General features: G+C 69.0%; 21 protein-coding genes. 12 read left to right on the top strand and 9 right to left on the bottom strand.

Annotated features, from left to right (window positions below; all coding sequences use genetic code 11):
* Window positions 1-63: 63 nt before the first annotated feature.
* Together OHN74_RS17230 and OHN74_RS17225 are read right to left on the bottom strand one after the other, a co-directional pair.
* Window positions 64-1458, bottom strand: coding sequence for a purine-cytosine permease family protein (locus OHN74_RS17230; protein WP_327695421.1), 1395 nt, complete (start codon window positions 1456-1458; stop codon window positions 64-66).
* Between the two features lie 150 nt (window positions 1459-1608).
* Window positions 1609-2010, bottom strand: coding sequence for a PLD nuclease N-terminal domain-containing protein (locus OHN74_RS17225; protein ID WP_327695420.1), 402 nt, complete (start codon window positions 2008-2010; stop codon window positions 1609-1611).
* A 98-nt stretch (window positions 2011-2108) separates the two neighbouring features.
* Here OHN74_RS17225 and OHN74_RS17220 point away from each other — a divergent pair, with 98 nt between their 5' ends.
* On the top strand, window positions 2109-3566 hold the full coding sequence (locus OHN74_RS17220) for a menaquinone biosynthesis decarboxylase (RefSeq protein WP_327695419.1): 1458 nt from the start codon (window positions 2109-2111) through the stop codon (window positions 3564-3566).
* Entirely contained in the window at window positions 3563-4471 is a 909-nt protein-coding gene (gene mqnP / locus OHN74_RS17215) for a menaquinone biosynthesis prenyltransferase MqnP (protein ID WP_327695418.1), read from the top strand. Before OHN74_RS17220 ends, mqnP begins: the two co-directional genes overlap by 4 nt.
* Window positions 4472-4574: 103 nt before the next feature.
* Here the strand turns inward: mqnP and OHN74_RS17210 are convergent, their stop codons facing one another.
* Window positions 4575-5138, bottom strand: coding sequence for a rhomboid family intramembrane serine protease (locus OHN74_RS17210; protein WP_327700164.1), 564 nt, complete (start codon window positions 5136-5138; stop codon window positions 4575-4577).
* A 235-nt stretch (window positions 5139-5373) separates the two neighbouring features.
* Between OHN74_RS17210 and OHN74_RS17205 the strand changes: the two genes are divergently transcribed.
* From OHN74_RS17205 to OHN74_RS17180, 6 genes are all read left to right on the top strand, one after another.
* Window positions 5374-6078 (top strand): UbiX family flavin prenyltransferase, encoded by a 705-nt coding sequence (locus tag OHN74_RS17205; protein WP_327695417.1) that lies wholly within the window; start codon window positions 5374-5376, stop codon window positions 6076-6078.
* Between the two features lie 148 nt (window positions 6079-6226).
* Complete coding sequence (locus OHN74_RS17200) at window positions 6227-6682, top strand: Lrp/AsnC family transcriptional regulator (RefSeq protein WP_327695416.1); 456 nt, start codon at window positions 6227-6229, stop codon at window positions 6680-6682.
* 46 nt (window positions 6683-6728) lie between these two features.
* Window positions 6729-7892 carry an aminofutalosine synthase MqnE gene (gene mqnE / locus OHN74_RS17195; protein ID WP_327695415.1) on the top strand — a complete coding sequence of 388 codons (1164 nt, stop codon included), beginning with the start codon at window positions 6729-6731 and terminating at the stop codon, window positions 7890-7892.
* 239 nt (window positions 7893-8131) lie between these two features.
* Window positions 8132-8656 carry a GNAT family N-acetyltransferase gene (locus OHN74_RS17190; RefSeq protein WP_327695414.1) on the top strand — a complete coding sequence of 175 codons (525 nt, stop codon included), beginning with the start codon at window positions 8132-8134 and terminating at the stop codon, window positions 8654-8656.
* A gap of 84 nt (window positions 8657-8740) precedes the next feature.
* Window positions 8741-9079 carry a DUF4229 domain-containing protein gene (locus tag OHN74_RS17185; RefSeq protein ID WP_327695413.1) on the top strand — a complete coding sequence of 113 codons (339 nt, stop codon included), beginning with the start codon at window positions 8741-8743 and terminating at the stop codon, window positions 9077-9079.
* 49 nt (window positions 9080-9128) lie between these two features.
* Entirely contained in the window at window positions 9129-9800 is a 672-nt protein-coding gene (locus OHN74_RS17180) for a TetR/AcrR family transcriptional regulator (RefSeq protein ID WP_327695412.1), read from the top strand.
* A 209-nt stretch (window positions 9801-10009) separates the two neighbouring features.
* Here the strand turns inward: OHN74_RS17180 and OHN74_RS17175 are convergent, their stop codons facing one another.
* Complete coding sequence (locus tag OHN74_RS17175) at window positions 10010-10870, bottom strand: MaoC family dehydratase (protein ID WP_327695411.1); 861 nt, start codon at window positions 10868-10870, stop codon at window positions 10010-10012.
* A gap of 445 nt (window positions 10871-11315) precedes the next feature.
* On the opposite strand from OHN74_RS17175, the gene OHN74_RS17170 reads away from it, so the two are divergent.
* Window positions 11316-13214, top strand: a complete 1899-nt coding sequence (locus OHN74_RS17170; RefSeq protein WP_327700163.1) for an AMP-dependent synthetase/ligase — start codon at window positions 11316-11318, stop codon at window positions 13212-13214.
* A gap of 177 nt (window positions 13215-13391) precedes the next feature.
* Here OHN74_RS17170 and OHN74_RS17165 read toward each other — a convergent pair whose 3' ends face one another.
* Window positions 13392-14288, bottom strand: a complete 897-nt coding sequence (locus OHN74_RS17165) for a LysR family transcriptional regulator (protein ID WP_327695410.1) — start codon at window positions 14286-14288, stop codon at window positions 13392-13394.
* Between the two features lie 278 nt (window positions 14289-14566).
* On the opposite strand from OHN74_RS17165, the gene OHN74_RS17160 reads away from it, so the two are divergent.
* Window positions 14567-15082, top strand: a complete 516-nt coding sequence (locus tag OHN74_RS17160; protein ID WP_327695409.1) for a DUF6817 domain-containing protein — start codon at window positions 14567-14569, stop codon at window positions 15080-15082.
* Between the two features lie 172 nt (window positions 15083-15254).
* The gene (locus tag OHN74_RS17155) at window positions 15255-16421 is read left to right on the top strand and encodes a N(5)-(carboxyethyl)ornithine synthase (protein ID WP_327695408.1); all 1167 of its coding nucleotides are present in this window, start codon (window positions 15255-15257) and stop codon (window positions 16419-16421) included.
* 23 nt (window positions 16422-16444) lie between these two features.
* Here the strand turns inward: OHN74_RS17155 and OHN74_RS17150 are convergent, their stop codons facing one another.
* The 3 genes from OHN74_RS17150 to OHN74_RS17140 all read right to left on the bottom strand — a co-directional run bounded on the left by OHN74_RS17150 (window position 16445) and on the right by OHN74_RS17140 (window position 18126).
* A complete protein-coding gene (locus OHN74_RS17150) occupies window positions 16445-16951 on the bottom strand; it encodes a hypothetical protein (protein ID WP_327695407.1) in 507 nt (168 codons plus the stop codon).
* A 72-nt stretch (window positions 16952-17023) separates the two neighbouring features.
* Window positions 17024-17266, bottom strand: coding sequence for a DUF397 domain-containing protein (locus OHN74_RS17145; RefSeq protein ID WP_327695406.1), 243 nt, complete (start codon window positions 17264-17266; stop codon window positions 17024-17026).
* Complete coding sequence (locus OHN74_RS17140) at window positions 17263-18126, bottom strand: helix-turn-helix domain-containing protein (RefSeq protein WP_327700162.1); 864 nt, start codon at window positions 18124-18126, stop codon at window positions 17263-17265. Before OHN74_RS17140 ends, OHN74_RS17145 begins: the two co-directional genes overlap by 4 nt.
* A 142-nt stretch (window positions 18127-18268) precedes the next feature.
* Here OHN74_RS17140 and OHN74_RS17135 point away from each other — a divergent pair, with 142 nt between their 5' ends.
* Window positions 18269-18694, top strand: a complete 426-nt coding sequence (locus OHN74_RS17135) for an ATP-binding protein (protein WP_327695405.1) — start codon at window positions 18269-18271, stop codon at window positions 18692-18694.
* A 275-nt stretch (window positions 18695-18969) separates the two neighbouring features.
* Here OHN74_RS17135 and OHN74_RS17130 read toward each other — a convergent pair whose 3' ends face one another.
* The gene (locus OHN74_RS17130; RefSeq protein ID WP_327695404.1) at window positions 18970-19524 is read right to left on the bottom strand and encodes a YciI family protein; all 555 of its coding nucleotides are present in this window, start codon (window positions 19522-19524) and stop codon (window positions 18970-18972) included.
* Window positions 19525-19609 lie beyond the last annotated feature (85 nt).

Genomic DNA, 19609 nt, shown 5'->3' with positions numbered 1-19609 from the left:
CTGATATCTGCCGGGCGTGTAGGGGATGTACGCCCGGCCGATGCGCGAGGTGGTCGGTACCGGTCAGGCGGCCCGCCGCGACACCCGGTGCAACCCCGCGTACAACCCCGCACTCACCACGAACCCCACCAGGCACGTGATGTCGCCGAAGGCCGGCCACTGTTCCGGCACCCAGCCCACGTACTTCTCCTGGTTCGAGAAGAGCGGCACCGACACCGCGATGCCCGCCAACAGAGCAGCTATACCAGGCAAGTTGGCGAAGGACCGGTCGGACAGCCGCGCGCTCAGCGCCTCCACCGGCGTCCGTGCCCGAAGCCACCGCTCCACCAGCACCACCCCCAGCCACGGCCCCACCCAGTACGCGATCACCAGCAGGAACGCCTCGTACGCCTGCCCCGCGTCCGCCAGCGACGACCAGGCCGCCGCCGTACCCGCGAGCCCGCACAGCACGACGATCGCGCCGCGCCCCAGCCATGCGGGGAGCCGGAAGCCCAGGGACGTGACCGACATCGCGGAGGAGTAGACGTTCAGGGCGTTCGCCGAGACCGCGCCCAGGATGATCGCCAGCAGTACCAGGTCGCCGAGCCAGCCCGGGAGATGACCCGTGAAGGCCGCTGTCGGGCTCGCACCCTCGGGAGCGACGATCGTCGCCGAGGCCGCGCCGATCAGCGCCACGACCGAGACGGACACGAACAGGCCCACGGCCGGGTAGAGCGCGGTGCGGAAGCGGTCGGCCGTACGGGGAAGATAGCGGGAGTAGTCCGAGGCGCCCGGGTTCCAGCCGGCCGTGTAGCCCCAGGCCGCGCTGAAGGCGAGCAGGAAGCCGCCGATGCCCCCGCCGGCTCCGGGCGCGCCCAGGTCGGCCTCCTTGAACGTCCAGACACCGGCCAGCAGGAACACGACCGCCAGCGCCGGGAACGCGTACTTCTCGAAGGCGTGCACGAAGTTGTGGCCGATGAATCCGATCACGATCTCCGCCGCCACCACGAGCAGCAGGGAGGGGAGCGGGCGCAGGCCGGTCAGCGTGTTGAGCGCGAAAGCGGCGCTCACACTGTTGACCGCGAACCAACCGACACCCGCGACAAGCGCGTTCACACCGGCCGGCAGCAGATTCCCCCGAAACCCGAAGGAGAACCGCCCGATCGCCATCTGCGGTACGCCGAACCGGGGACCGTCGAGGGAGAGGATCCCGTGCGTCAGCGAACCGAGCGCGATGCCCAGCAGCAGGGCCGCGGACGCCTGCCAGAAGTCCAGACCGAAGAAGAGGACCGAGATCACGCCGATGTAGACGGTCGCGAACTCGATGTTCGGGGAGGCCCAGGTCCACAGCAACTGGAGGGGGCCGCCGTGCCGTTCGGCGTCCGGAATGGGTTCCGAACCCGCCGTCTCCACGGCGATGACCTTGTCGCCGTACTCGGGGGCCGGGGTCACGGGCGTACTCGCCGGAGCAGTCGTCATGCGAGGTAAGTGTCCGGCCCGCGCCGGGCCCGGCCCAGGGGCGCATTGTCCGCTTCGGGGGGCTCGACGGCGTACACCTTGTATGCCTGTACGGGGATATGGAGGATACGGAGGCTCCCGGCAGCACCCGAAGGGGCTACTCCTCGGGATCTACTCCTTGGGATCCTCGCCGCTCTCCCGGCGCTTCAGCTCCTCCTCGCGGCGGCGCAGGTCGGCCTCCCAGTCCCGCAGATGGGCGTCGTCGTCCTTGACCTCGTCCGCGCTCTTGTCGGTCTTCCCGGTCCTGTCGTCCTTGAGGGACTTCAGGAACTCCGGGTTGTCGTCCGGGGCGATCCACCGGCCGCCCGAGGCACCACCGATGCGCTGGGAGGTGGCACGGTCACGGCCGATGATCAGCCAGGAGATGGAGCCGACCAGCGGGAACAGCAGGATCAGAATGGCCCACACGGGCTTGGGCATGAAGCGGACGTCCTTCTCCTGCGTCGTGACGCAGTCGATGAACGCGTAGATGCTCAGCGCGAGCGGCACCAGGATCAACAGCACCCGCAGCATGTATTCGAATCCCCTTGAGTCGCTGTCCGGGCGCGCTGACGGTCGCGTCCGGCCCCCGCTGACCAGTCCAGGGTAGTGGGTGACGGATACTGGAACGCATGGCTTACGACGATCTTCGCTCCCTGCTCAGGGCGCTGGAGCGCGAGGGCGACCTCAAGCGCATCAAGGCCGAGGTGGACCCGTACCTGGAGGTCGGGGAGATCGTCGACCGCGTGCAGAAGGCAGGCGGGCCCGCGCTGCTCTTCGAGAACGTGCGCGGTTCGGCGATGCCGCTGGCGATGAACGTGTTCGGCACCGACCGGCGGCTGCTCAAGTCGCTGGGGCTGAAGTCGTACGCGGACATCAGCGACCGGATCGGCGGGCTGCTGAAGCCCGAGCTGCCGCAGGGGTTCGTGGGTGTGCGGGAGGCCTTCGGCAAGCTCGGCGCGATGACGCACGTACCGCCGAAGAAGGTGAAGTCGGACAACGCGCCGGTGCAGGAGGTCGTCCTCAAGGGCGACGAGGTGGACCTCGACCGTCTCCCGGCGCTCTTCACCTGGCCGGAGGACGGCGGCTCCTTCTTCAACCTCGGGCTGACGCACACCAAGGACCCGGAGAGCGGGGTCCGCAACCTCGGGCTGTACCGCCTCCAGCGGCACGACAAGCGCACGATCGGGATGCACTGGCAGATCCACAAGGACAGCCGGAACCACTACCAGGTGGCGGCGCGCAAGGGCGAGCGGCTGCCGGTCGCCATCGCGTTCGGCTGCCCGCCCGCCGTCACCTACGCGTCCACGGCCCCACTCCCCGGCGACATCGACGAATACCTGTTCGCCGGGTTCATCGCGGGCAAGCGGATCGAGATGGTCGACTGCCAGACGGTGCCGTTGCAGGTGCCGGCGCAGGCGGAAGTCGTGCTGGAGGGCTGGCTGGAGCCCGGGGAGATGCTCCCCGAGGGCCCCTTCGGTGATCACACGGGCTTCTACACCCCGCAGGAGCCGTTCCCGGCGCTCACGATCGACTGCGTGACGATGCGGCGGCGTCCGCTGCTCCAGTCGATCGTCGTCGGCAGGCCGCCGACCGAGGACGGCCCGCTGGGCCGGGCCACGGAGCGTTTCTTCCTGCCGCTGCTGAAGATCATCATCCCGGACATCGTGGACTACCACCTCCCCGAGGCCGGCGGCTTCCACAACTGCGCGATCGTGGCGATCGACAAGAAGTACCCCAAGCACGCGCAGAAGGTGATGCACGCGGTCTGGGGCGCCCACATGATGTCCCTGACCAAGTTGATCATCGTCGTCGACGCGGACTGCGATGTGCACGACCTGCACGAGGTGGCCTGGCGCGCCCTCGGCAACACGGACTACGCCCGCGACCTGACCGTCGTCGAAGGCCCTGTCGACCACCTCGACCACGCCTCCTACCAGCAGTTCTGGGGCGGCAAGGCAGGTATCGACGCGACCCGCAAGTGGCCCGAGGAGGGGTACACGCGGGACGGTGGCTGGCCGGAGATGGTCGTGTCGGACCCGGACACGGTGGAGAAGGTCGACAGACGCTGGAAGGAATACGGCCTGTGAGTTCCGCATCCGCATCCGCCGCACTGCCCCAGCCCGGCCGCACCAAGGCGTTCCTGCGCTTGGTGATGATCGAGCACTCGATCTTCGCGCTGCCCTTCGCCTACATCGCGGCACTGACGGCGATGTTCCAGACCGACCGGAACATCCACTGGGGGCGGTTGCTCCTGGTCACCGTCTGCATGGTCGGTCTGCGCACCTTCGCGATGGCGGTCAACCGGATCATCGACCGCGAGATCGACGCCCGTAACCCGCGCACGGCCCACCGCGAACTGGTCACGGGCGCGATGTCGGTGAAGCACGCCTGGACCGGCGCGCTGATCGCCGTCGTCGTCTTCCTCGGCTCGGCGGCCCTCCTGAACCCCCTGTGCCTGGCCCTCGCCCCCGTCGCGGTGATCCCGATGGTGGTCTATCCGTACGGCAAACGGTTCACGAACTTCCCCCAGGCCATCCTGGGACTCGCCCAGGCCATGGGCCCGGTCGGCGGCTGGCTGGCGATCACGGGGGAGTGGTCCTGGGACGCGGTGATCCTGGGGCTGGCCGTCGGCATCTGGATCGGCGGCTTCGACCTGATCTACGCCTGCCAGGACGTCGAGACGGACCGTGAGACCGGCGTGCTGTCGGTGCCCGCACGCTTCGGCATCCCGGCTGCGGTGTGGAGCGCCCGGGTCTGTCACGCGCTGACGACGGGCCTGTTCGTCTGGTACGCGCTCGTCACGGACGCGGGGGCGTTCTTCTGGCTGGGCCTGCTGATCGTGGCGGGCGCGTTCGTGTACGAGCACAGGATCGTGCGCCCGCATGATCTGTCCCGGCTGAACAGGGCGTTCTTCAGCGTCAACGGGTTCATCGGCATCGCTCTTTTCGGGTGTGCGCTGCTCGATCTGCTCGTCCGCGGACTCACGGTCTGACCCGATCGGGTGGCCGGGTGGCCGGGTGGCCGGGTGGTCGGGTTCGGGGGTGTCGGGCCATGGAACGCCCGACACCCCCGACCGCACCCTCTACGGGCACCCTCTACGGCATGAGCGACGCCGTCGGAGGCACCCGGCGCCGGAACAGGAAGGCCGCGCCCACCCCCGATATCAGCCCGGCCAGGTGACCCTGCCAGCTGATGCCCGTCTGGGTCGGGGCCAGCCCCGTCAGGATCGAGGTGCCCCAGACGGCGGCCACGAGCAGGCCGACCAGGATGCCCAGCGGACGGCGCTCCACGAAGCCCGTCACGATCAGATAGCCGAAAAGGCCGAAGATCAGACCGGAGGCGCCCGCCGTGTTGCTGTGCGCGGGCGAGACGAGCCAGACTCCCAGCCCGTCGGCGACGATGATCAGTGCGCAGATCGCGGCGAACCGGCGCAGACCGCCCAGGGCCGCGAGGAAGCCGAGGACCAGCAGCGGGACACTGTTGGCGGCGACATGGGCGAAGCCGAAGTGGATGAAGGCGGCGGGAACGACGTCGACCAGCTCGGAGCTTGTGCGGGGGGTGATGCCGAGACCGTCCAGCGCGTGGCCGCTCACCACGTCGACGACCTCGAGCAGCCACAGCAGCGCCACCCAGCCCAGCATCAGCTTGGCCGCTGCCATCGCTCGTTCGCCGCCGGACAGCAGGCCGCCGGACAGCTCGCCGCCACGCGCAAGCCGGTCACTCCGTGACAGACCGGGACCAGCACCGGCCCGGCCCGTTCTCGCCGCGTTCCACTTGTCCCACATGACAGACCCCCGCCCCGCCCATGACGGGCGAATCAACTCGCCCCTTACAGGGAACGCCCAGGCGGCCTCGCCCGGTTCCCGCCCCACGATGCCGGATAAGCTCCGTGTCGTGAACCCACTCAAGCCAGGAGAGACGCCGCGTGCGCCTTGGATCGTGGGGGTGTCCGGCGCCTCCGGCACGCCTTACGCCGCCGCAGTGCTGCGCGGCCTTCTCGACGCCGGCGAGAGCGTCGACCTGGTCGTGTCCCGAGCCTCCCGGCTCACACTGCTCGACGAGACCGGGATCGCCTTCCGGGACGCCCACTGGCAGGACGACCTGGGGGAATGGCTGGCCCGGGGCGCCGACGGCAAGCCCGACACCTTCGACGTGGAGATCAGCGGCGTACGGTACTGGCACGCCGGGGATCTGGCGGCCGGGCCGTCCTCCGGGTCGTACGCCGCCAAGGGGATGCTGATCGTGCCCGCCTCCACGGCCTGCGTGGCCGGGGTCGCGCTAGGGCTGTCGAAGGACCTGTTGCAGCGGGCGGCCAGTGTCACCCTCAAGGAACGGCGCGCACTCGTCGTCGCCGTACGGGAGTCCCCGTTGAACGGGCAGACCCTCCGTCACCTGGTGACCCTGGACGACGCCGGCGCGAGCGTCGTACCGGCCTCGCCCGCCTTCTACGCCGGCGCCACCCACATCCAGGACCTCGTGGACTTCGTCGCCGGGCGCGTGCTCGACGCGGCGGGCGTCCCGCACGGGCTGTACAGCCGCTGGAAGGGCGAACTCGGCGGCGGGGGACAGTCTCGTACGTCCCGTACTGATAACGACTGAGCCGGCGTACGTATCAGCAACTGGCAGTACCGCTCATCACTTTCAGGACCGCAGCATCTTCAGCAACTTCGACCGCACCAATCCTCAGCTTCAGCTTCAGCTTCATCTTCAGTAATTTTCAGGATTCTTCATCGGAAGGCTCGATCGCATGGACGCCGTGGACAGGCAGCTCATCCAGGCCCTGAGGGAGAACGGCCGGGCCTCCTACGCCGAGCTGGGGCGCCTCGTCGGTCTGTCGGGACCCAGCGTCACCGACCGCATCAACCGGCTGGAGACGGCCGGTGTCATCACCGGGTACCGCGCCACCGTCGACTCCGCCTCGCTCGGCCTCGGCGTCATCGCCCTCATCGGGATCTCGCTCTCCGACGCGGCCGACCACGAGGACGTGGCGCGCCGCATGCGGGACCTCAGCGAGATCGAGGACTGCTGGTTCATCGCGGGCGACGACTCGTTCATGCTCAAGGTGCGGGCGAGCGACGTCGACGGGCTGGAGAAGACCATCCGGCGGCTCAGCGGGACCCAGGGCGTCTCCAGGACCCGTACGACCATCGTGCTCTCCACGAAGTGGGAGAACAGGGTCGGTGAGCTGCCGGAAGAGCACTGAGGGCATGGGCGTACGGTTGGTCGAGTTGTCGGAGAAAGGTGTGGGCATGGACGTCGGACTCAAGCGCGAGCTGGAGCAGAAGGTCAGGGCCGGTGAGCGGCTGACCCGCGAGGACGGCATCGCGCTCTACGAGTCGGACGACCTGGCCTGGCTCGGCGGGCTGGCGCACGAGGTGCGGACCCGTAAGAACGGTGACGTCGTCCACTTCAACGTCAACCGTCACCTCAACATGACCAACGTGTGCACGGCCTCCTGCGCCTACTGCTCGTTCCAGCGCAAGCCGGGCGAGAAGGACGCCTACACGATGCGCATCGAGGAGGCGGTCAAGCTCGCCAAGGCGATGGAGGGCGAGAACCTCACCGAGCTGCACATCGTCAACGGCCTGCACCCCAGCCTCCCGTGGCGCTACTACCCGCGCTCCCTGCGGGAGTTGAAGGCGGCCCTCCCGAGCGTCTCCCTCAAGGCGTTCACGGCGACGGAGATCCACCATTTCGAGACGATCAGCGGCCTGTCGGCGTCCGAGATCCTCGACGAGCTGATCGACGCGGGCCTTGAGTCGCTGACCGGCGGTGGCGCCGAGATCTTCGACTGGGAGGTCCGCGAGCACATCGTGGACCACCGGACGCACTGGGAGGACTGGTCGCGCATCCACCGCCTCGCGCACGAGAAGGGTCTCAAGACCCCGAGCACGATGCTGTACGGCCACATCGAGGAGCCCCGGCACCGGGTGGACCACGTCCTGCGCCTGCGTGAACTCCAGGACGAGACCGGCGGTTTCCAGGTCTTCATCCCGCTGCGCTACCAGCACGACTTCGTGGACATGAAGGACGGCAAGGTCAGGAACCGCCTCCAGGCGCGCACGCAGATGGCCACGGGCGCGGAGGCTCTGAAGACCTTCGCGGTCTCCCGGCTGCTCTTCGACAACGTCCCGCACGTCAAGGTCTTCTGGGTCATGCACGGCGTCCAGACCGCCCAGCTGGCCCTCCAGCACGGCGCCGACGACATGGACGGCTCGGTCGTCGAGTACAAGATCACCCACGACGCCGACAACTACGGCACCCCCAACAAGCTCACCCGTGAGGACCTGCTCGACCTGATCCGGGACGCCGGCTTCCGGCCGGTGGAGCGCAACACGCGGTACGAGATCATCCGGGAGTACGACGGTCCGGACCCGGCACGCCGGGACTCCCCGCAGCCGATGCGGGTGTGAAGGTTCCCCTCGCTCCAGGAGCGCGGGAATGCGTGTCCCTCTCGACCAGATGGGGCCATGACGGCCGGTGAACGGCCACCATGGCCCCATTCCCGGTCTCGTACGCCTACAGCTACGCCTACAGCTACGCCTACGCCTCGCCACGGCCGCGCGGGCGGGCGGACGGACGAGCGGGACGACGCGGCGAACGGTGCCGGGGCGGGAACGGCGCGATCTTGGGTAAGTCTTACGATGCTCAGGTGTCCCTTACTTTCACTCTTGACCCCGCCGTCACCCCGGACCTCCGCGACGGGCTCCTCGACCTGTGGACGGACGTCTCCAACGCGGGCGGTGCCGTCGGCTTCGTCGCCCCCGTGGAGAGGGAGACGATCCGGCCCGAGCTGGTGAACCACTTCGTGGGAATGGCGACCGGACGGACCCGGCTCCTGGTCGCGCACGACGAGGACGGCCGGGTCGCCGCGAGCGCCTTCTTCACCTTCAACACCCACCGGCTGATGACCCACTGGGTGTGGCTGTACACGGTGATGGTGCACCCCCGTCACCAGGGCAGGGGCTACGGCCGCGACCTGCTGGCGGCGACCGCCGACGCGGCACGCACCTTCGAGGGCACGGAGGCGATCCGCCTCACCTGCCGCGGCGGCCACGGCCTGGAGCGTTTCTACGGCTCCTGCGGCTACAAGGAGGTCGGCCGCGTACCCGGCGCGATACGGGTCGCACCCGGCGACGACCGCGACGACATCATCATGCTGCTGCCGCTGTCGTGAGCCCGCGCACCCCCCTGCAAGATCGGGACCTCGCCGTGCTTCACTGGTCGGTACCCCTTTTTGGAACCGGAAGAGTGGATTGAGATGCTCCGCTACACGCTGATGCGCCTCGGGATCTTGGTGGCCTGCCTGCTGGTCGTATGGGGCCTCGTGTACGCCGGTATCGCCCCGCGTGGCCTGGGTGGCTCCAATGGCATGTGGATCATCCTGCTCTCCCTGGTGATCTCGGCCCCGATCAGTTTCGTGGTGCTCCGCAAGGAGCGGGACCGGGCGTCGATCCAGATCGTCGAGAGGGTGGACCGCGTCAAGGCCAACCTGGACGCGAACCGCAGCCAGGAGGACGAGGCGGTCGACGAGGCGGCCCGCGTCGAGGCCGAGGCCGAGACCCAGTCCCAGGGACAGCCCCAGAGTCAGCCCTCCTGACCTGACCTGACCTCACGGCACACCCGACCGCACAACTACCCTTGCCCCCATGGGTGCTGTGAAGAACAAGCGGATGCCGCGTGCCGTCCGTGAGCAGCAGATGCTGGACGCCGCCGTACGGACCTTCGGCCAGCGCGGCTACATGGCCGCGTCGATGGACGAGATCGCCGAACTCGCCGGTGTGTCCAAGCCGTTGGTCTATCTGTACCTGAACTCGAAGGAAGACCTCTTCACCGCCTGTATCCGGCGCGAGGCCAGGACGCTCACCGAAGCGGTCCGCGCCGGCGTCGAACCGGCCCTGCCGGCCGACCGCCAGCTCTGGGACGGCCTGCGCGCCTTCTTCACGCACACGGCCCAGAACCCCGACGGCTGGTCGGTACTGCACCTCCAGGCCCGTACGCACGGTGAGCCGTTCGCGACCGAGGTCGCCGCGATGCGCGAGGAACTCGTCGCGTTCGTCACCCAGTTGATCGTGGTCGCCGCCCGAGAAGCCCACCGCGACCCCTCGCTGGCGGAACGGGAGGTCGCCGGCCTCGCCGTGGCCCTCGTCGGTGCCGCCGAGTCCCTCGCCGCCTGGGCCAACACCACCCCAGGGGTCACCGCGAAACAGGCGGCGACAACCCTGATGAACTTCGCCTGGGCAGGCCTGGACAGCCTGATGAAGGGCAACCCCTGGTCACCCCCGACGGAGACGACCAACGCCGCCGAGACGGAAACCTGAGCAAGTCCGGCCCGCCAGGGGCGCGGGGAACTGCGCGACGAGCCATGACGGCGCCGCAGGGAATGGACAACCTCTCACGGCGCCCTCGGCAGGGCGCGCCTGCCAGGGGCGCGGGGAACTGCGCGACCAACCACGACGGCGCCGCAGCGAACCGACAACCGCCATAGCGAACCGACAGCCCCTCACGGCACCCCCAGCGGAGCGCGCCCTCAGACCCGCCGTACCTCGCCCCGCAGGTGCACGCGCCCCTCGCCCCGCAGCTCGAAGCTCCCGAAGCCGTCCGCCCCGTACTCCACCGCGCCCGGCAGCAGTACCGGCGCCCTGAAGTCGGTCCGCACCAGGGCCGATTGCGGGGTGCCGTGGGCGGCGAGGCAGCGGGCGGCGGTCCACATGCCGTGGGCTATCGCGCGCCGGAAGCCGAAGAGGCGGGCGGCGAGAGCGTGCAGGTGGATGGGGTTGCGGTCGCCGGAGGCGGCGGCGTACCGACGGCCGATGTCCTCGCCGAGCCGCCACTCGGTGACCCGGGGCAGCGCCTCGCCTTCGTGGCCGGCGGGCGCCGCACCGGTGGCACGGCCCTCGGTGCGGTGCCTGGCCAGATAGGTGCTCCGCGACTCCCACACCAGTTCCTCGCCCTCCCGTACCTCCGTCTGCACCGCGGCTTCCGTGCCGCGTCGGTGGGGCGTCAACTCCTCGACGTAAACGGTGAGTTCGTAGGTGCCGGTGGCGGCGAGCGGGCGCCAGCGGACGATCTCCACCGAGGTGTGGACCAACCCGAGGAGCGGGAGCGGGAAGTGCCGGTCGGTCATCAGGAGCATGGCCAGGGGGAAGCCGAGGACGTGCGGATAGGTGATGGGGAGGCTGTCGTCGCCGACGGGGAAGCCACAGACCCGCTCGTAGGCGGCGAGGCGGGCGAGGTCGATGCGTACGCCGGGCAGGACGAGGCGGGTGCCCGGGTGGCCGACGGCCGGGCGGGGCCTGTCGAGGGCGGCCTTCTTGAAGGGGGACAGCAGGGCGCCCCGGGCGAGCAGGGGAGCGAGGGCGGGCGTCCGGTCGAGGGTGTGTGCAGGCATACGGCTACGCAACTCCCGGCTCGATATGAGTCTGTATGGCTCGACGGCTTACTTACTCTGGAGTAAGGTTACCGGAGGTAAGCCATATGTCGCCCCTGACGGACACGGCACGTCCTGTGTGGGGAGGTGTGAAGAAGGCCTAGGAAGGCGCCTGTGGCCGGTGCTAACGTGAAAAACGCTCAGGACAGGGCAAGACGAACCATGGGTAACCTGTGTGATGTCTGAGCTTGCACACCCCCGCCGCTCCATCACCCCCGAACCCGCACCGCCCCCACACGTGCGAGTCGTACGATCCGGTTTCTGAACAGCGGCGGCGCCGAATCCGTACATCTGTGGTGAACCCACCGGAGGTGCACGCCCACCGGAAGGCCGCTGCACGCCACAGGAGCCGCTCGTGTCGTCGTCGTTCCCGTCCTCTCCGTCCTCCCCGGCCTCGCAACAGATCGTGACCGCCGTCGGCTACGACGGCGAGCCGCTCCTGGTCGAGCCCGAGATCCGGCGACTGGACGGAGCCGTGCGGGAGGTGTCCGTACCGGCGTTCGTCGCACCCGTGACGTACGGCTCGCTCGCGGACATCCCCTTCGACAACGCGAACGAGGACCCCGAGGCGACAGCCCTCAGCCGCCGCACGCCGGACGGGGTCTGGGAGCATGTCACGGCGGCCGAGTTCGCCGAGCAGGTCCTGGCCGTGGCCAAGGGACTGATAGCCGAGGGCCTGATGCCGGGCGACCGGCTGGCCATCATGGCGCGGACGACATACGAGTGGACGCTCATGGACTTCGCCGCGTGGGCGGCGGGCCTGGTGACCGTACCCATCTATCCGACGTCCTCCGCCTTCCAGACCCGCTGGATCCTCCAGGACTCCGGCGCGGTGGCCCTCGCCGCGGAGACCCTCGCCCAGGCCGCCGCCCTCGGTCCGGAACGCGACCGCATCCCCGATCTCCGGCACATGTGGGTCTTCGAGAAGGGGCACCTGGACCGGCTCGCGGAGCTCGGCAAGGACGTACCGGACCAGGAAGTCGCCGTACGGCGTGGGGTGTTGGGCCCCGACACCCTCGCCACGCTCATCTACACCTCGGGCACGACCGGCCGCCCGAAGGGCTGCGCGCTCACGCACGGCAACTTCTTCGCCGAGGTCGACAACGCCATCGAACTCCTCTACCCCGTCTTCCGTGAGCGGACGAAGGAGGAGGCGTCGGTGCTGCTGTTCCTGCCGATGTCGCACGTCTTCGGCCGGATGGTGGCCATCGCGTGCATCCGCGCGGGGGTGCGGCTGGGCCACGCCCCGAGCCTCAAGTCGGACGACCTGCTGGGGGACCTGGCGGCCTTCAAGCCCACCTGTCTGCTCGCCATCCCCTACATGCTGGAGAAGGTCTTCAACACGGCCCGCGCCAGGGCCGAGACGGGCAAGCGGGTCGCGTCCTTCGACCGCGCGGTGGGCGTGGCCCGCCGCTACAGCGAAGCGGTGGAGGACCAGCGCCACGGCATCGGCCACGGCCCCGGCCGCGGGCTGCGCACCACGCGCGCCTTCTACGACCCCATCGTCTACCGCCGTATCCGCAACGCCATGGGCGGCAGGGTCCGTTACATCATCTGCGGCGGCTCACCCCTCGGCCGCCCCCTGGCCGGGTTCTTCGCCGGTGCGGGCATCGAGATCTACGAGGGGTACGGCCTGACCGAGTCGACCGGCGCGGCCACGATCACGCCTCCGCTCAAACCCCGGGTGGGCACGGTGGGTTGGCCCCTCCCCGGCACCCGGGTGCGGATCGCCGCCGACGGTGAGGTGCTGCTGGCGGGCGAGCAGATCCTGCGCGGCTACTGGGATCCGGGCGCCGGCGGTGTCGTCCCGGCGGCGCCGGAGGGCTGGCTGGCGACCGGCGACATCGGCTCCCTCGACGAAGAGGGCTATCTGACGATCACCGGTCGCAAGAAGGAGATCCTGATCACGGCCGGCGGCAAGAGCGTGGCCCCGGCGCCGATGGAGAACTGGCTGCGGGCCCACCCCCTGATCTCCCAGGTGATGATCGTGGGCGACGGCCGCCCCTACATCTCGGCCCTGATCACTCTCGATCCCCCGGGCCTCACCCACTGGCGCCAGATGCAGGGCAAGCACCCGGTACCGGCCGAACTCCTCATGGACGACGCCGACTTGAGAGCCGTCATCCAACGGGCGGTCGAGGAGGCCAACAAACTCGTCTCCCGCCCGGAGTCGATCCGCAGGTTCGCCATCCTCCCCGTCGACTTCACGGAGGAGGCGGGTCATCTGACACCGTCGATGAAGCTGCGACGGTTCGAGATCATGCAGGACTTCGCGGCGGAGGTGGAGGGGCTGTACGAGCAGTAGGCCGGGGTAGGCCGGGGTAGGCCGGGGCAGGCCGGGGCAGGCCGGGGCAGGGCGGGGCGGTCGTGGTCGTGGTCGGCCCCCGCGCCCCTTCAGTGGAGCGGGGGCGTATCGATTTGCGGTTCCGCCGCGAGACAGGGCAAGCCCACGACGGCCCGCGGCCGACGGCCGACGAGCAACCTAACCACCACCACCGCAACGCTCAGCGACGGTATCCGCGAACACCCGCGCAAGAGGACTCAGCGCGTCCCACCGCCGCACAGCCCACCCCACCGCCAACGGCCGAAGCGCGGGCAACGGAATGAGCCGCACCGGCCCGTCAGTACCCGGCACCACCAGATCGGGCACAGCCGGAACAACCGCACACCCCAACCCCAACTCGGCCAGCAACAGAGCCGTGTCCCAGTCGGCGACACTCGTGTCGAACGCCGGCCGCACCCCCACCTCCGCGAACGCCGCGTCCAGATGCGCGGCGGAAGTGGAGTTGGGCGGCAACCGAATCAACCGCAGGTCACGCAGATCGTCGACCTCGGCCCGAGCCCGCCCCGCAAGAGCCTCACCCGCACCCACGGCAAGCACCCACGGCAGCTCCATCACCACCCGCTGCTCGATACCCCGTACCGGCCCCCCGATGGTGATCCACGCCAGATCCAGCTCACTGTCGGCCAGCGCGGCGAAGCATCCCCGGCTGGAGTTCTCCGTACGGAACTCCAGGCTCACCTTGGGGTGTTGACGCCGGAAGGCGACAACCGCCTCCGCCATGAAGTGCCGCACGGTCGTGGCGCCGGTGGCGACCCGCACCGACCCGCTCTCCCCGTCGACGAGATCCTTGAGCCGCCGCAGCGCGAGATCCAGCCCGGCGATGCCCTCCGAGGCGGCGGTCTGCAACACCCGTCCCGCCTCGGTCGGTACGACGCCTCGCGCGTGCCGCTCCAGCAGCGCGACGCCCGTCTCCCGCTCCAGCCGCTTCACATGCTGGCTGACGGCCGACTGCGTACACGCGAGATCACGGGCCACCGCGCTCAGGCTGCCCGCCCGGCACACGGCTACGAAGACGCGCAGGTCATCCAGAGTCACAACACCCAAGCTAACACTTGGAGTTGATGACAGAACCTTAGGATTGACTGGCTACGAGCCAGTACGTCACGATCAGTGCAGGGCCCAGGCGGCAACCCGTCCCGCGCCCCCGCCGGGGTCCGGACCACAGGGTGGGGAGCGGACGGGTGCCGACCTTTCGCGCACCGAGAGGACGCCACCCCATGTCCGCTTCCCCTCCCTCTCCCTCTCCGTCTCCACCTTTTCCTCCCTCTCCTGCCTCTCCTCCCGCCCTCGCGACCTCCGCCGCCGCCCAGGCAGTGGGATTCCTGAGGCAGTTGGGCGCAGAACAGATAGGGCACCCCGGCGGCACCCTGCTCGCCCACCTCTGCCGGGTCTACCGTCTGCTCGCCTCCTGGGAGGCCCGCCCCGCCCTCCGTCTGGCAGGCCTCTGCCACGCGGCCTACGGCACCGACGGCTTCCCCACAGCCCTGCTCGCCCTCGACCGCCGCGCCGAACTGGCCAGAGTGATCGGCGCGGAGGCGGAGGAGATCGTCCACGTCTACTCCGCCATGGACCGCAAGGCCACCTACCCGGGCCTCGCCACCCCGGACGCGCCGTTCCACGACCGCTTCACCGGCGGCACCCGGACGGTGTACCGGAGCCGACGCGAGGACCTCGCCGAGCTGACGGCAGCGAACGAGCTGGACCTGGCCCGAGTGAACCCGGTGTTCCGCGAACAGTGGGGCCCGGACCTGCTCGCCCTCTTCACCGGCTTCCGGCCACTGCTGAGCGGGCGGGCGTGGGAGGCCGTAGGGGCGACACTGGGCCGCTGACGTGCCGGTGCCAGCCATTCGCTCATACGAGCGACAGGCACTCGGCAGACCTGAACCGGAGTACCGTGGCGGTACCGAGCGCACTTCGCACGCCGTCATCCGTTTCGGCGTCGCCCTCGGGGAACGGCAATGCCGGGACGCATCGCGTCCGGTCGGAAATGAGCCGCCCCACATGAGCCTGATGACTCTCGGAGTACTCGCCTCCTCGCACAAGGAGAACGAGTTCCGCCTGCCCCTGCACCCCCGCCACCTCGACCGAATCGCACCTGACCTGCGCGACAAGATCTTCCTCGAACAGGGCTACGGCGAGCGCTTCGGCATCGCCGACGACGCGCTGCGCCCACTCGTGGCGGGCCTGCGCTCGCGCGAGCAGCTCATCGCCGAGTGCGACGTCATGCTGCTGCCCAAGCCGATGCACGAGGACGTCGCCGAGCTGCGCGAGGGCCAGGTGCTGTGGGGCTGGCCGCACTGTGTGCAGGACGAGAAGATGACGCAGCTCGCCATCGACCGACGGCTGACCCTGATCGCCTGGGAAGCCATGAACCACTGGACCTCCGCGGGCGCCTTCAGCGTCCATGTGTTCCACAAGAACAACGAGCTCGCCGGCTACTGCTCGGTGCTGCACACCCTCCAGCTCGGCGGGCTGACCGGTCACTACGGCCGCCGCCTGCGCGCGGTGGTCATCAGCTTCGGCGCCACGGCACGCGGCGCGGTCACGGGCCTGGGCGCCATGGGGGTCACCGACGTCACGGTGCTCACCCAGCGCGCCGCAGCGGCGGTGGCCTCGCCGATGCCCTCGGTCGTGATGGCCCACTTCGAGGAGCAGGAGGACGATCCGTCACGCCTGCGGGCGGTCACCGCGGCCGGTTCCATGCCGCTGGCGGAGTACCTGGCCGGATTCGACGTCATCGTCAACTGCATCCTCCAGGACACCGACGCGCCGCTCATGTTCGTCAACGACGAGGAACTCGCCCTGTTCAGGCCGGGGACCTTCTTCATCGACGTAGCCTGCGACGAGGGCATGGGCTTCGCCTTCGCCCGCCCCACGACCTTCGGCGAACCGATGTACACGGTGGGACCGGGCTGCCACTACTACGGGGTCGACCACAGCCCGTCCCACCTGTGGAACTCCGCCACCTGGGAGATCAGCGAGGCGCTCCTGCCGTATCTGCGCAAGGTGATGAGCGGCCCGGCGGCATGGGACGCCGACGTCACGGTCAGCAAGGCCATCGAGATCCGCGACGGCGTCGTCCAGAACCCGAAGATCCTGAGCTTCCAGCACCGGTCGGCGGTCTATCCCCATGTTCCTTCGCTGAGCTCGGCAGCCTCAGTCTCCTAGCGGGCTTTGGCTCACGGGGTGCGTCACTGCCCGGCGGAGACCGACCAACGCACCCCGGAGGTACCGGTGACCTGGGCGTACGCGTGCCGGGCAGCGGCGCTGACCTCGATCTCGTTGTAGATGCTGGCGACCTTGCCGTCCGCACACTCTTGCTTGAAGGTCACACCGAGCGCGGGGACCTCGACCTTCGCGGTGCCCTTGCCCTCGCAGTTCAGGGCGATCCCGAGGGTCCCCTTGTGGAGCCCGCCCTTGAGGGGGATGACACGACCGAACTGCCCGTTGGCGAACGAGGCGATGGTCTTTCGCTCGATCTGCGGAGCCTCGGTGACGGACTCGCCGTCGACGTCTTCAACGGCGTCGGCGTCGGCGTTGGCGTCGGCTGCGGGCTCGGCGGAGGCGGTGGGCGTGGGCGGGGCCGACTTCTTGGCCGAGGTCGTCGGCCCGTCGTCGCCGCTGGTGCAGGCGGTGCCGGTCAGCAGCACCGCCGCGCAGATCGCTGCCGCTGTGGCGGCGCGGGTGATCGTGGTCATGTCCTGATCATCACCGCGGCGGCCACCGGTAAGTCCACCTCGGCCGTGTACGCAGCACAGCTGTTACAGCTGTTACACAGCCGCCTGGCTGAGGAAGACGGACCAGGTGGTGGGGGAGAGGGTGAGGTGGGGGCCGTGGGGGTTCTTGGAGTCGCGGACGTGGATGGCGTGGGGGCAGGGGGCGACTTCTACGCATTCGCCGCCTTCGCCGCCGCTGTGGCTGGACTTGCGCCAGGTGTAGGCGGTTTCGAGGCACTCGCCGCCTTCGCCGTCGCTGTAGCTGGACTTGAACCAGTTGAGTCGTTGGCTTGTCATAGCTCCCCCAACTTCTTCTCGATCAGGGCCCGGGACTCCGCTGGCGGCAGGGCCACCGCCCGCATGATCCCATAGCGGTCGGCGATCTTCCGGACCTCTTCCAAGGCGGTGATGAGCCGCGGGTGCCCCTGGACCTCGGTGTACGCGACCTGCGGGTGCTTTTGGGGCGTCAACAGGTTGAAGGCACCACCCATGTTGGGGTGGTCCTCGATACCGGTCGGCATCACCTGGATCTCCACGTTCCGCATGCTGCCGATCTGCAGCAACTGCCTCAACTGCCCTTGGCGCACAGCCTGACCGCCGATCGGCCGATCCAGCACTACTTCTTCCAGTACGTAGCTGCACATGGGGGCGGGCCACCTGTCGAAGACCTGTTGGCGTGACAGGCGGTCGGCGACCCTCTTGTTGATGGTTTCCTCGTCGAGGAGCGGTCGCCGGCGCGAGAACATTGCTTGGGCGTAGTCCTTTGTCTGAAGCAGGCCGGGCACCCCTTGATTGGCGTAGTAGTGCAGCTCGGCGGCCTCCCCTTCGAGTGCCGCGTACCCTCGGTACCAATCGGGATGCCGAGTCCGCGCCTTCTTCATCGCCTCCTCGATCTCGGGGATCGCGTCCTTCAACAGCCCACCGGCGTTGAGGATGTCGTCCGCCTTCTGCAGCAGCTCGGGCCTCGTGATCCGTACGCCCCGCTCCATGGCGGAGATGGCGTCCGGCCCGTACCCCACCAACTCCCCGAACTGCTTCTGGGTCAGCCCCGCCCGTTCCCGCAACCGCTTGAGCATCTTGCCCAGCGCGGTGAACAACCCCGTCGTACCCTCTTCCTCCGCCGGAGTCTCCGGCTTCCGCTCCGCGTCCTCGGTCATGTACGCCACCGCCCTCACCTCATCGTGGACATCATGGGCACGGCCGACAACCCGTACTCCTAACTCACCGCACCCGTACGGATACCCGGAGTCCACCCGTCGCCCCTGGTCAGGTTAGGGCGGGGCGGCCACGCTCGGTGACGTGAACCCACAAATCTCCACCCACCATGACGAACTGACCCAGCGCCTCAGCTGCACCCCACGCGGCGCTCGCCTCGCCAGACGCCTCACCGCGCAGCAACTCGCCGAGTGGGGATACCCGCACGACAGCGACGTGAACGACGCCGCACAGCACGTCGTCGCCGAACTCGCCGCGAACGCCGTCACGCACGGCCGCGTACCCGGACGCGACTTCGAACTCCGCCTCCTGCTGCTCGCGCCGGACACTCTGCGTATCGAGGTGAGCGATGCGAGGGGAGACCGGCGGCTGCGCATGGTGCCCCGATGGGAGGTCGACGAGACCGGCCGGGGCCTGATCATCGTGTCGGTCCTCGCCCGCATGTGGGGAGTGTCGGAGCGGGTCGTCGGCAAGACGGTGTGGGCGGAACTCCCGCTCAAAGACAGGTGAGTTGTGCGTGGGTAATATCTCGGAGTGGAGCCAGATCAAGTGCCGGACGGGGCCGCCGAGTACCACTACCTCTGGGACGGCTCCGAGCCGGGCTGGGTTGTCCTTCGAACGAGGGTTGCGTTGGGCACCCTCTTCAATACCAACACGCGCATGGCTCTCGTGATCGAGGACAACGCCGTGTACGCACGAGTGATTGAACTGATGCGCACGCACGGGCGTCCGTTCCTGGACTCCTTCCCTTCTTGAGGCGCTTCGATCGGGCGTAACTCACGTCGTCACGACCGCCCCCCGAACTGCCAGTAGTGCACCTCGATGTCCGCGTACCGCTCCGGGGTCGCGAGGACGGTGCGGGCCGTATCCGCGTCCGGGGCGCGGAGCAGTGCCGCCGTGCCCAGCCAGGTGGTGCCGTCGTCGGACAGCAGTGGGCCGTATGCGATCAGGTCGTCGTCCCGGTCGGACGGCAGGTCGAGGTTGGCGGGCTCGCCTGTGCCGAGGCCGAGGACCAGGTACCGGTTGCCCTCGGTCGGGCCGCCGGGGAACTCCCACATCGTGCGCCCGAGCGTGTTGCGCCAGCGGCGCAGCAGTACGTCCCGGTAGGCGCCGGCCTGGTAGCCCGGCTCGTCGAAGGCGAACGCGCGGGCGGTGGCGGGGTCGGGCAGGTCGAGGATGTGCACGCTGCCGGTGAGGGTCTCGCCGTCGACGGTGAAGGTCGGACCCCGGGCGATCATCTCCTTGGCGTACTGGTCCATGTACGACCAGTGCTCTTCGAGCAGTTCGTAGCGCAGCGCCAGGGAGTCGGGACGGTCGCGGTGGTAGCAGAGGAACTCCATGCGGAGAGGATCTCTCCAGGGGGAGGTGCGGTCGAGCAGTTTTCACTGTCGGTCAGGTATAGGCCTTGACTTCACAAGACCCAAG

The sequence above is a fragment of the Streptomyces sp. NBC_00459 genome, from assembly GCF_036013955.1.
Lineage (GTDB): Bacteria > Actinomycetota > Actinomycetes > Streptomycetales > Streptomycetaceae > Streptomyces.
The sequence above is the reverse complement of the archived record's forward strand: the minus strand, read 5'-3'. Positions and strand labels throughout refer to the sequence as shown.

Bases quoted from the DNA above. Each gene is read 5' to 3' on its own strand.
- OHN74_RS17230 (WP_327695421.1), bottom strand. From the start codon at position 1,458: ATGACGACTGCTCCGGCGAGTACGCCCGTGACCCCGGCCCCCGAGTAC.
- OHN74_RS17225 (WP_327695420.1), bottom strand. From the start codon at position 2,010: ATGCTGCGGGTGCTGTTGATCCTGGTGCCGCTCGCGCTGAGCATCTAC.
- OHN74_RS17220 (WP_327695419.1), top strand. From the start codon at position 2,109: ATGGCTTACGACGATCTTCGCTCCCTGCTCAGGGCGCTGGAGCGCGAG.
- OHN74_RS17210 (WP_327700164.1), bottom strand. From the start codon at position 5,138: ATGGCAGCGGCCAAGCTGATGCTGGGCTGGGTGGCGCTGCTGTGGCTG.
- OHN74_RS17200 (WP_327695416.1), top strand. From the start codon at position 6,227: ATGGACGCCGTGGACAGGCAGCTCATCCAGGCCCTGAGGGAGAACGGC.
- mqnE (WP_327695415.1), top strand. From the start codon at position 6,729: ATGGACGTCGGACTCAAGCGCGAGCTGGAGCAGAAGGTCAGGGCCGGT.
- OHN74_RS17185 (WP_327695413.1), top strand. From the start codon at position 8,741: ATGCTCCGCTACACGCTGATGCGCCTCGGGATCTTGGTGGCCTGCCTG.
- OHN74_RS17180 (WP_327695412.1), top strand. From the start codon at position 9,129: ATGGGTGCTGTGAAGAACAAGCGGATGCCGCGTGCCGTCCGTGAGCAG.
- OHN74_RS17175 (WP_327695411.1), bottom strand. From the start codon at position 10,870: ATGCCTGCACACACCCTCGACCGGACGCCCGCCCTCGCTCCCCTGCTC.
- OHN74_RS17155 (WP_327695408.1), top strand. From the start codon at position 15,255: ATGAGCCTGATGACTCTCGGAGTACTCGCCTCCTCGCACAAGGAGAAC.
- OHN74_RS17150 (WP_327695407.1), bottom strand. From the start codon at position 16,951: ATGACCACGATCACCCGCGCCGCCACAGCGGCAGCGATCTGCGCGGCG.
- OHN74_RS17145 (WP_327695406.1), bottom strand. From the start codon at position 17,266: ATGACAAGCCAACGACTCAACTGGTTCAAGTCCAGCTACAGCGACGGC.
- OHN74_RS17140 (WP_327700162.1), bottom strand. From the start codon at position 18,126: ATGACCGAGGACGCGGAGCGGAAGCCGGAGACTCCGGCGGAGGAAGAG.
- OHN74_RS17130 (WP_327695404.1), bottom strand. From the start codon at position 19,524: ATGGAGTTCCTCTGCTACCACCGCGACCGTCCCGACTCCCTGGCGCTG.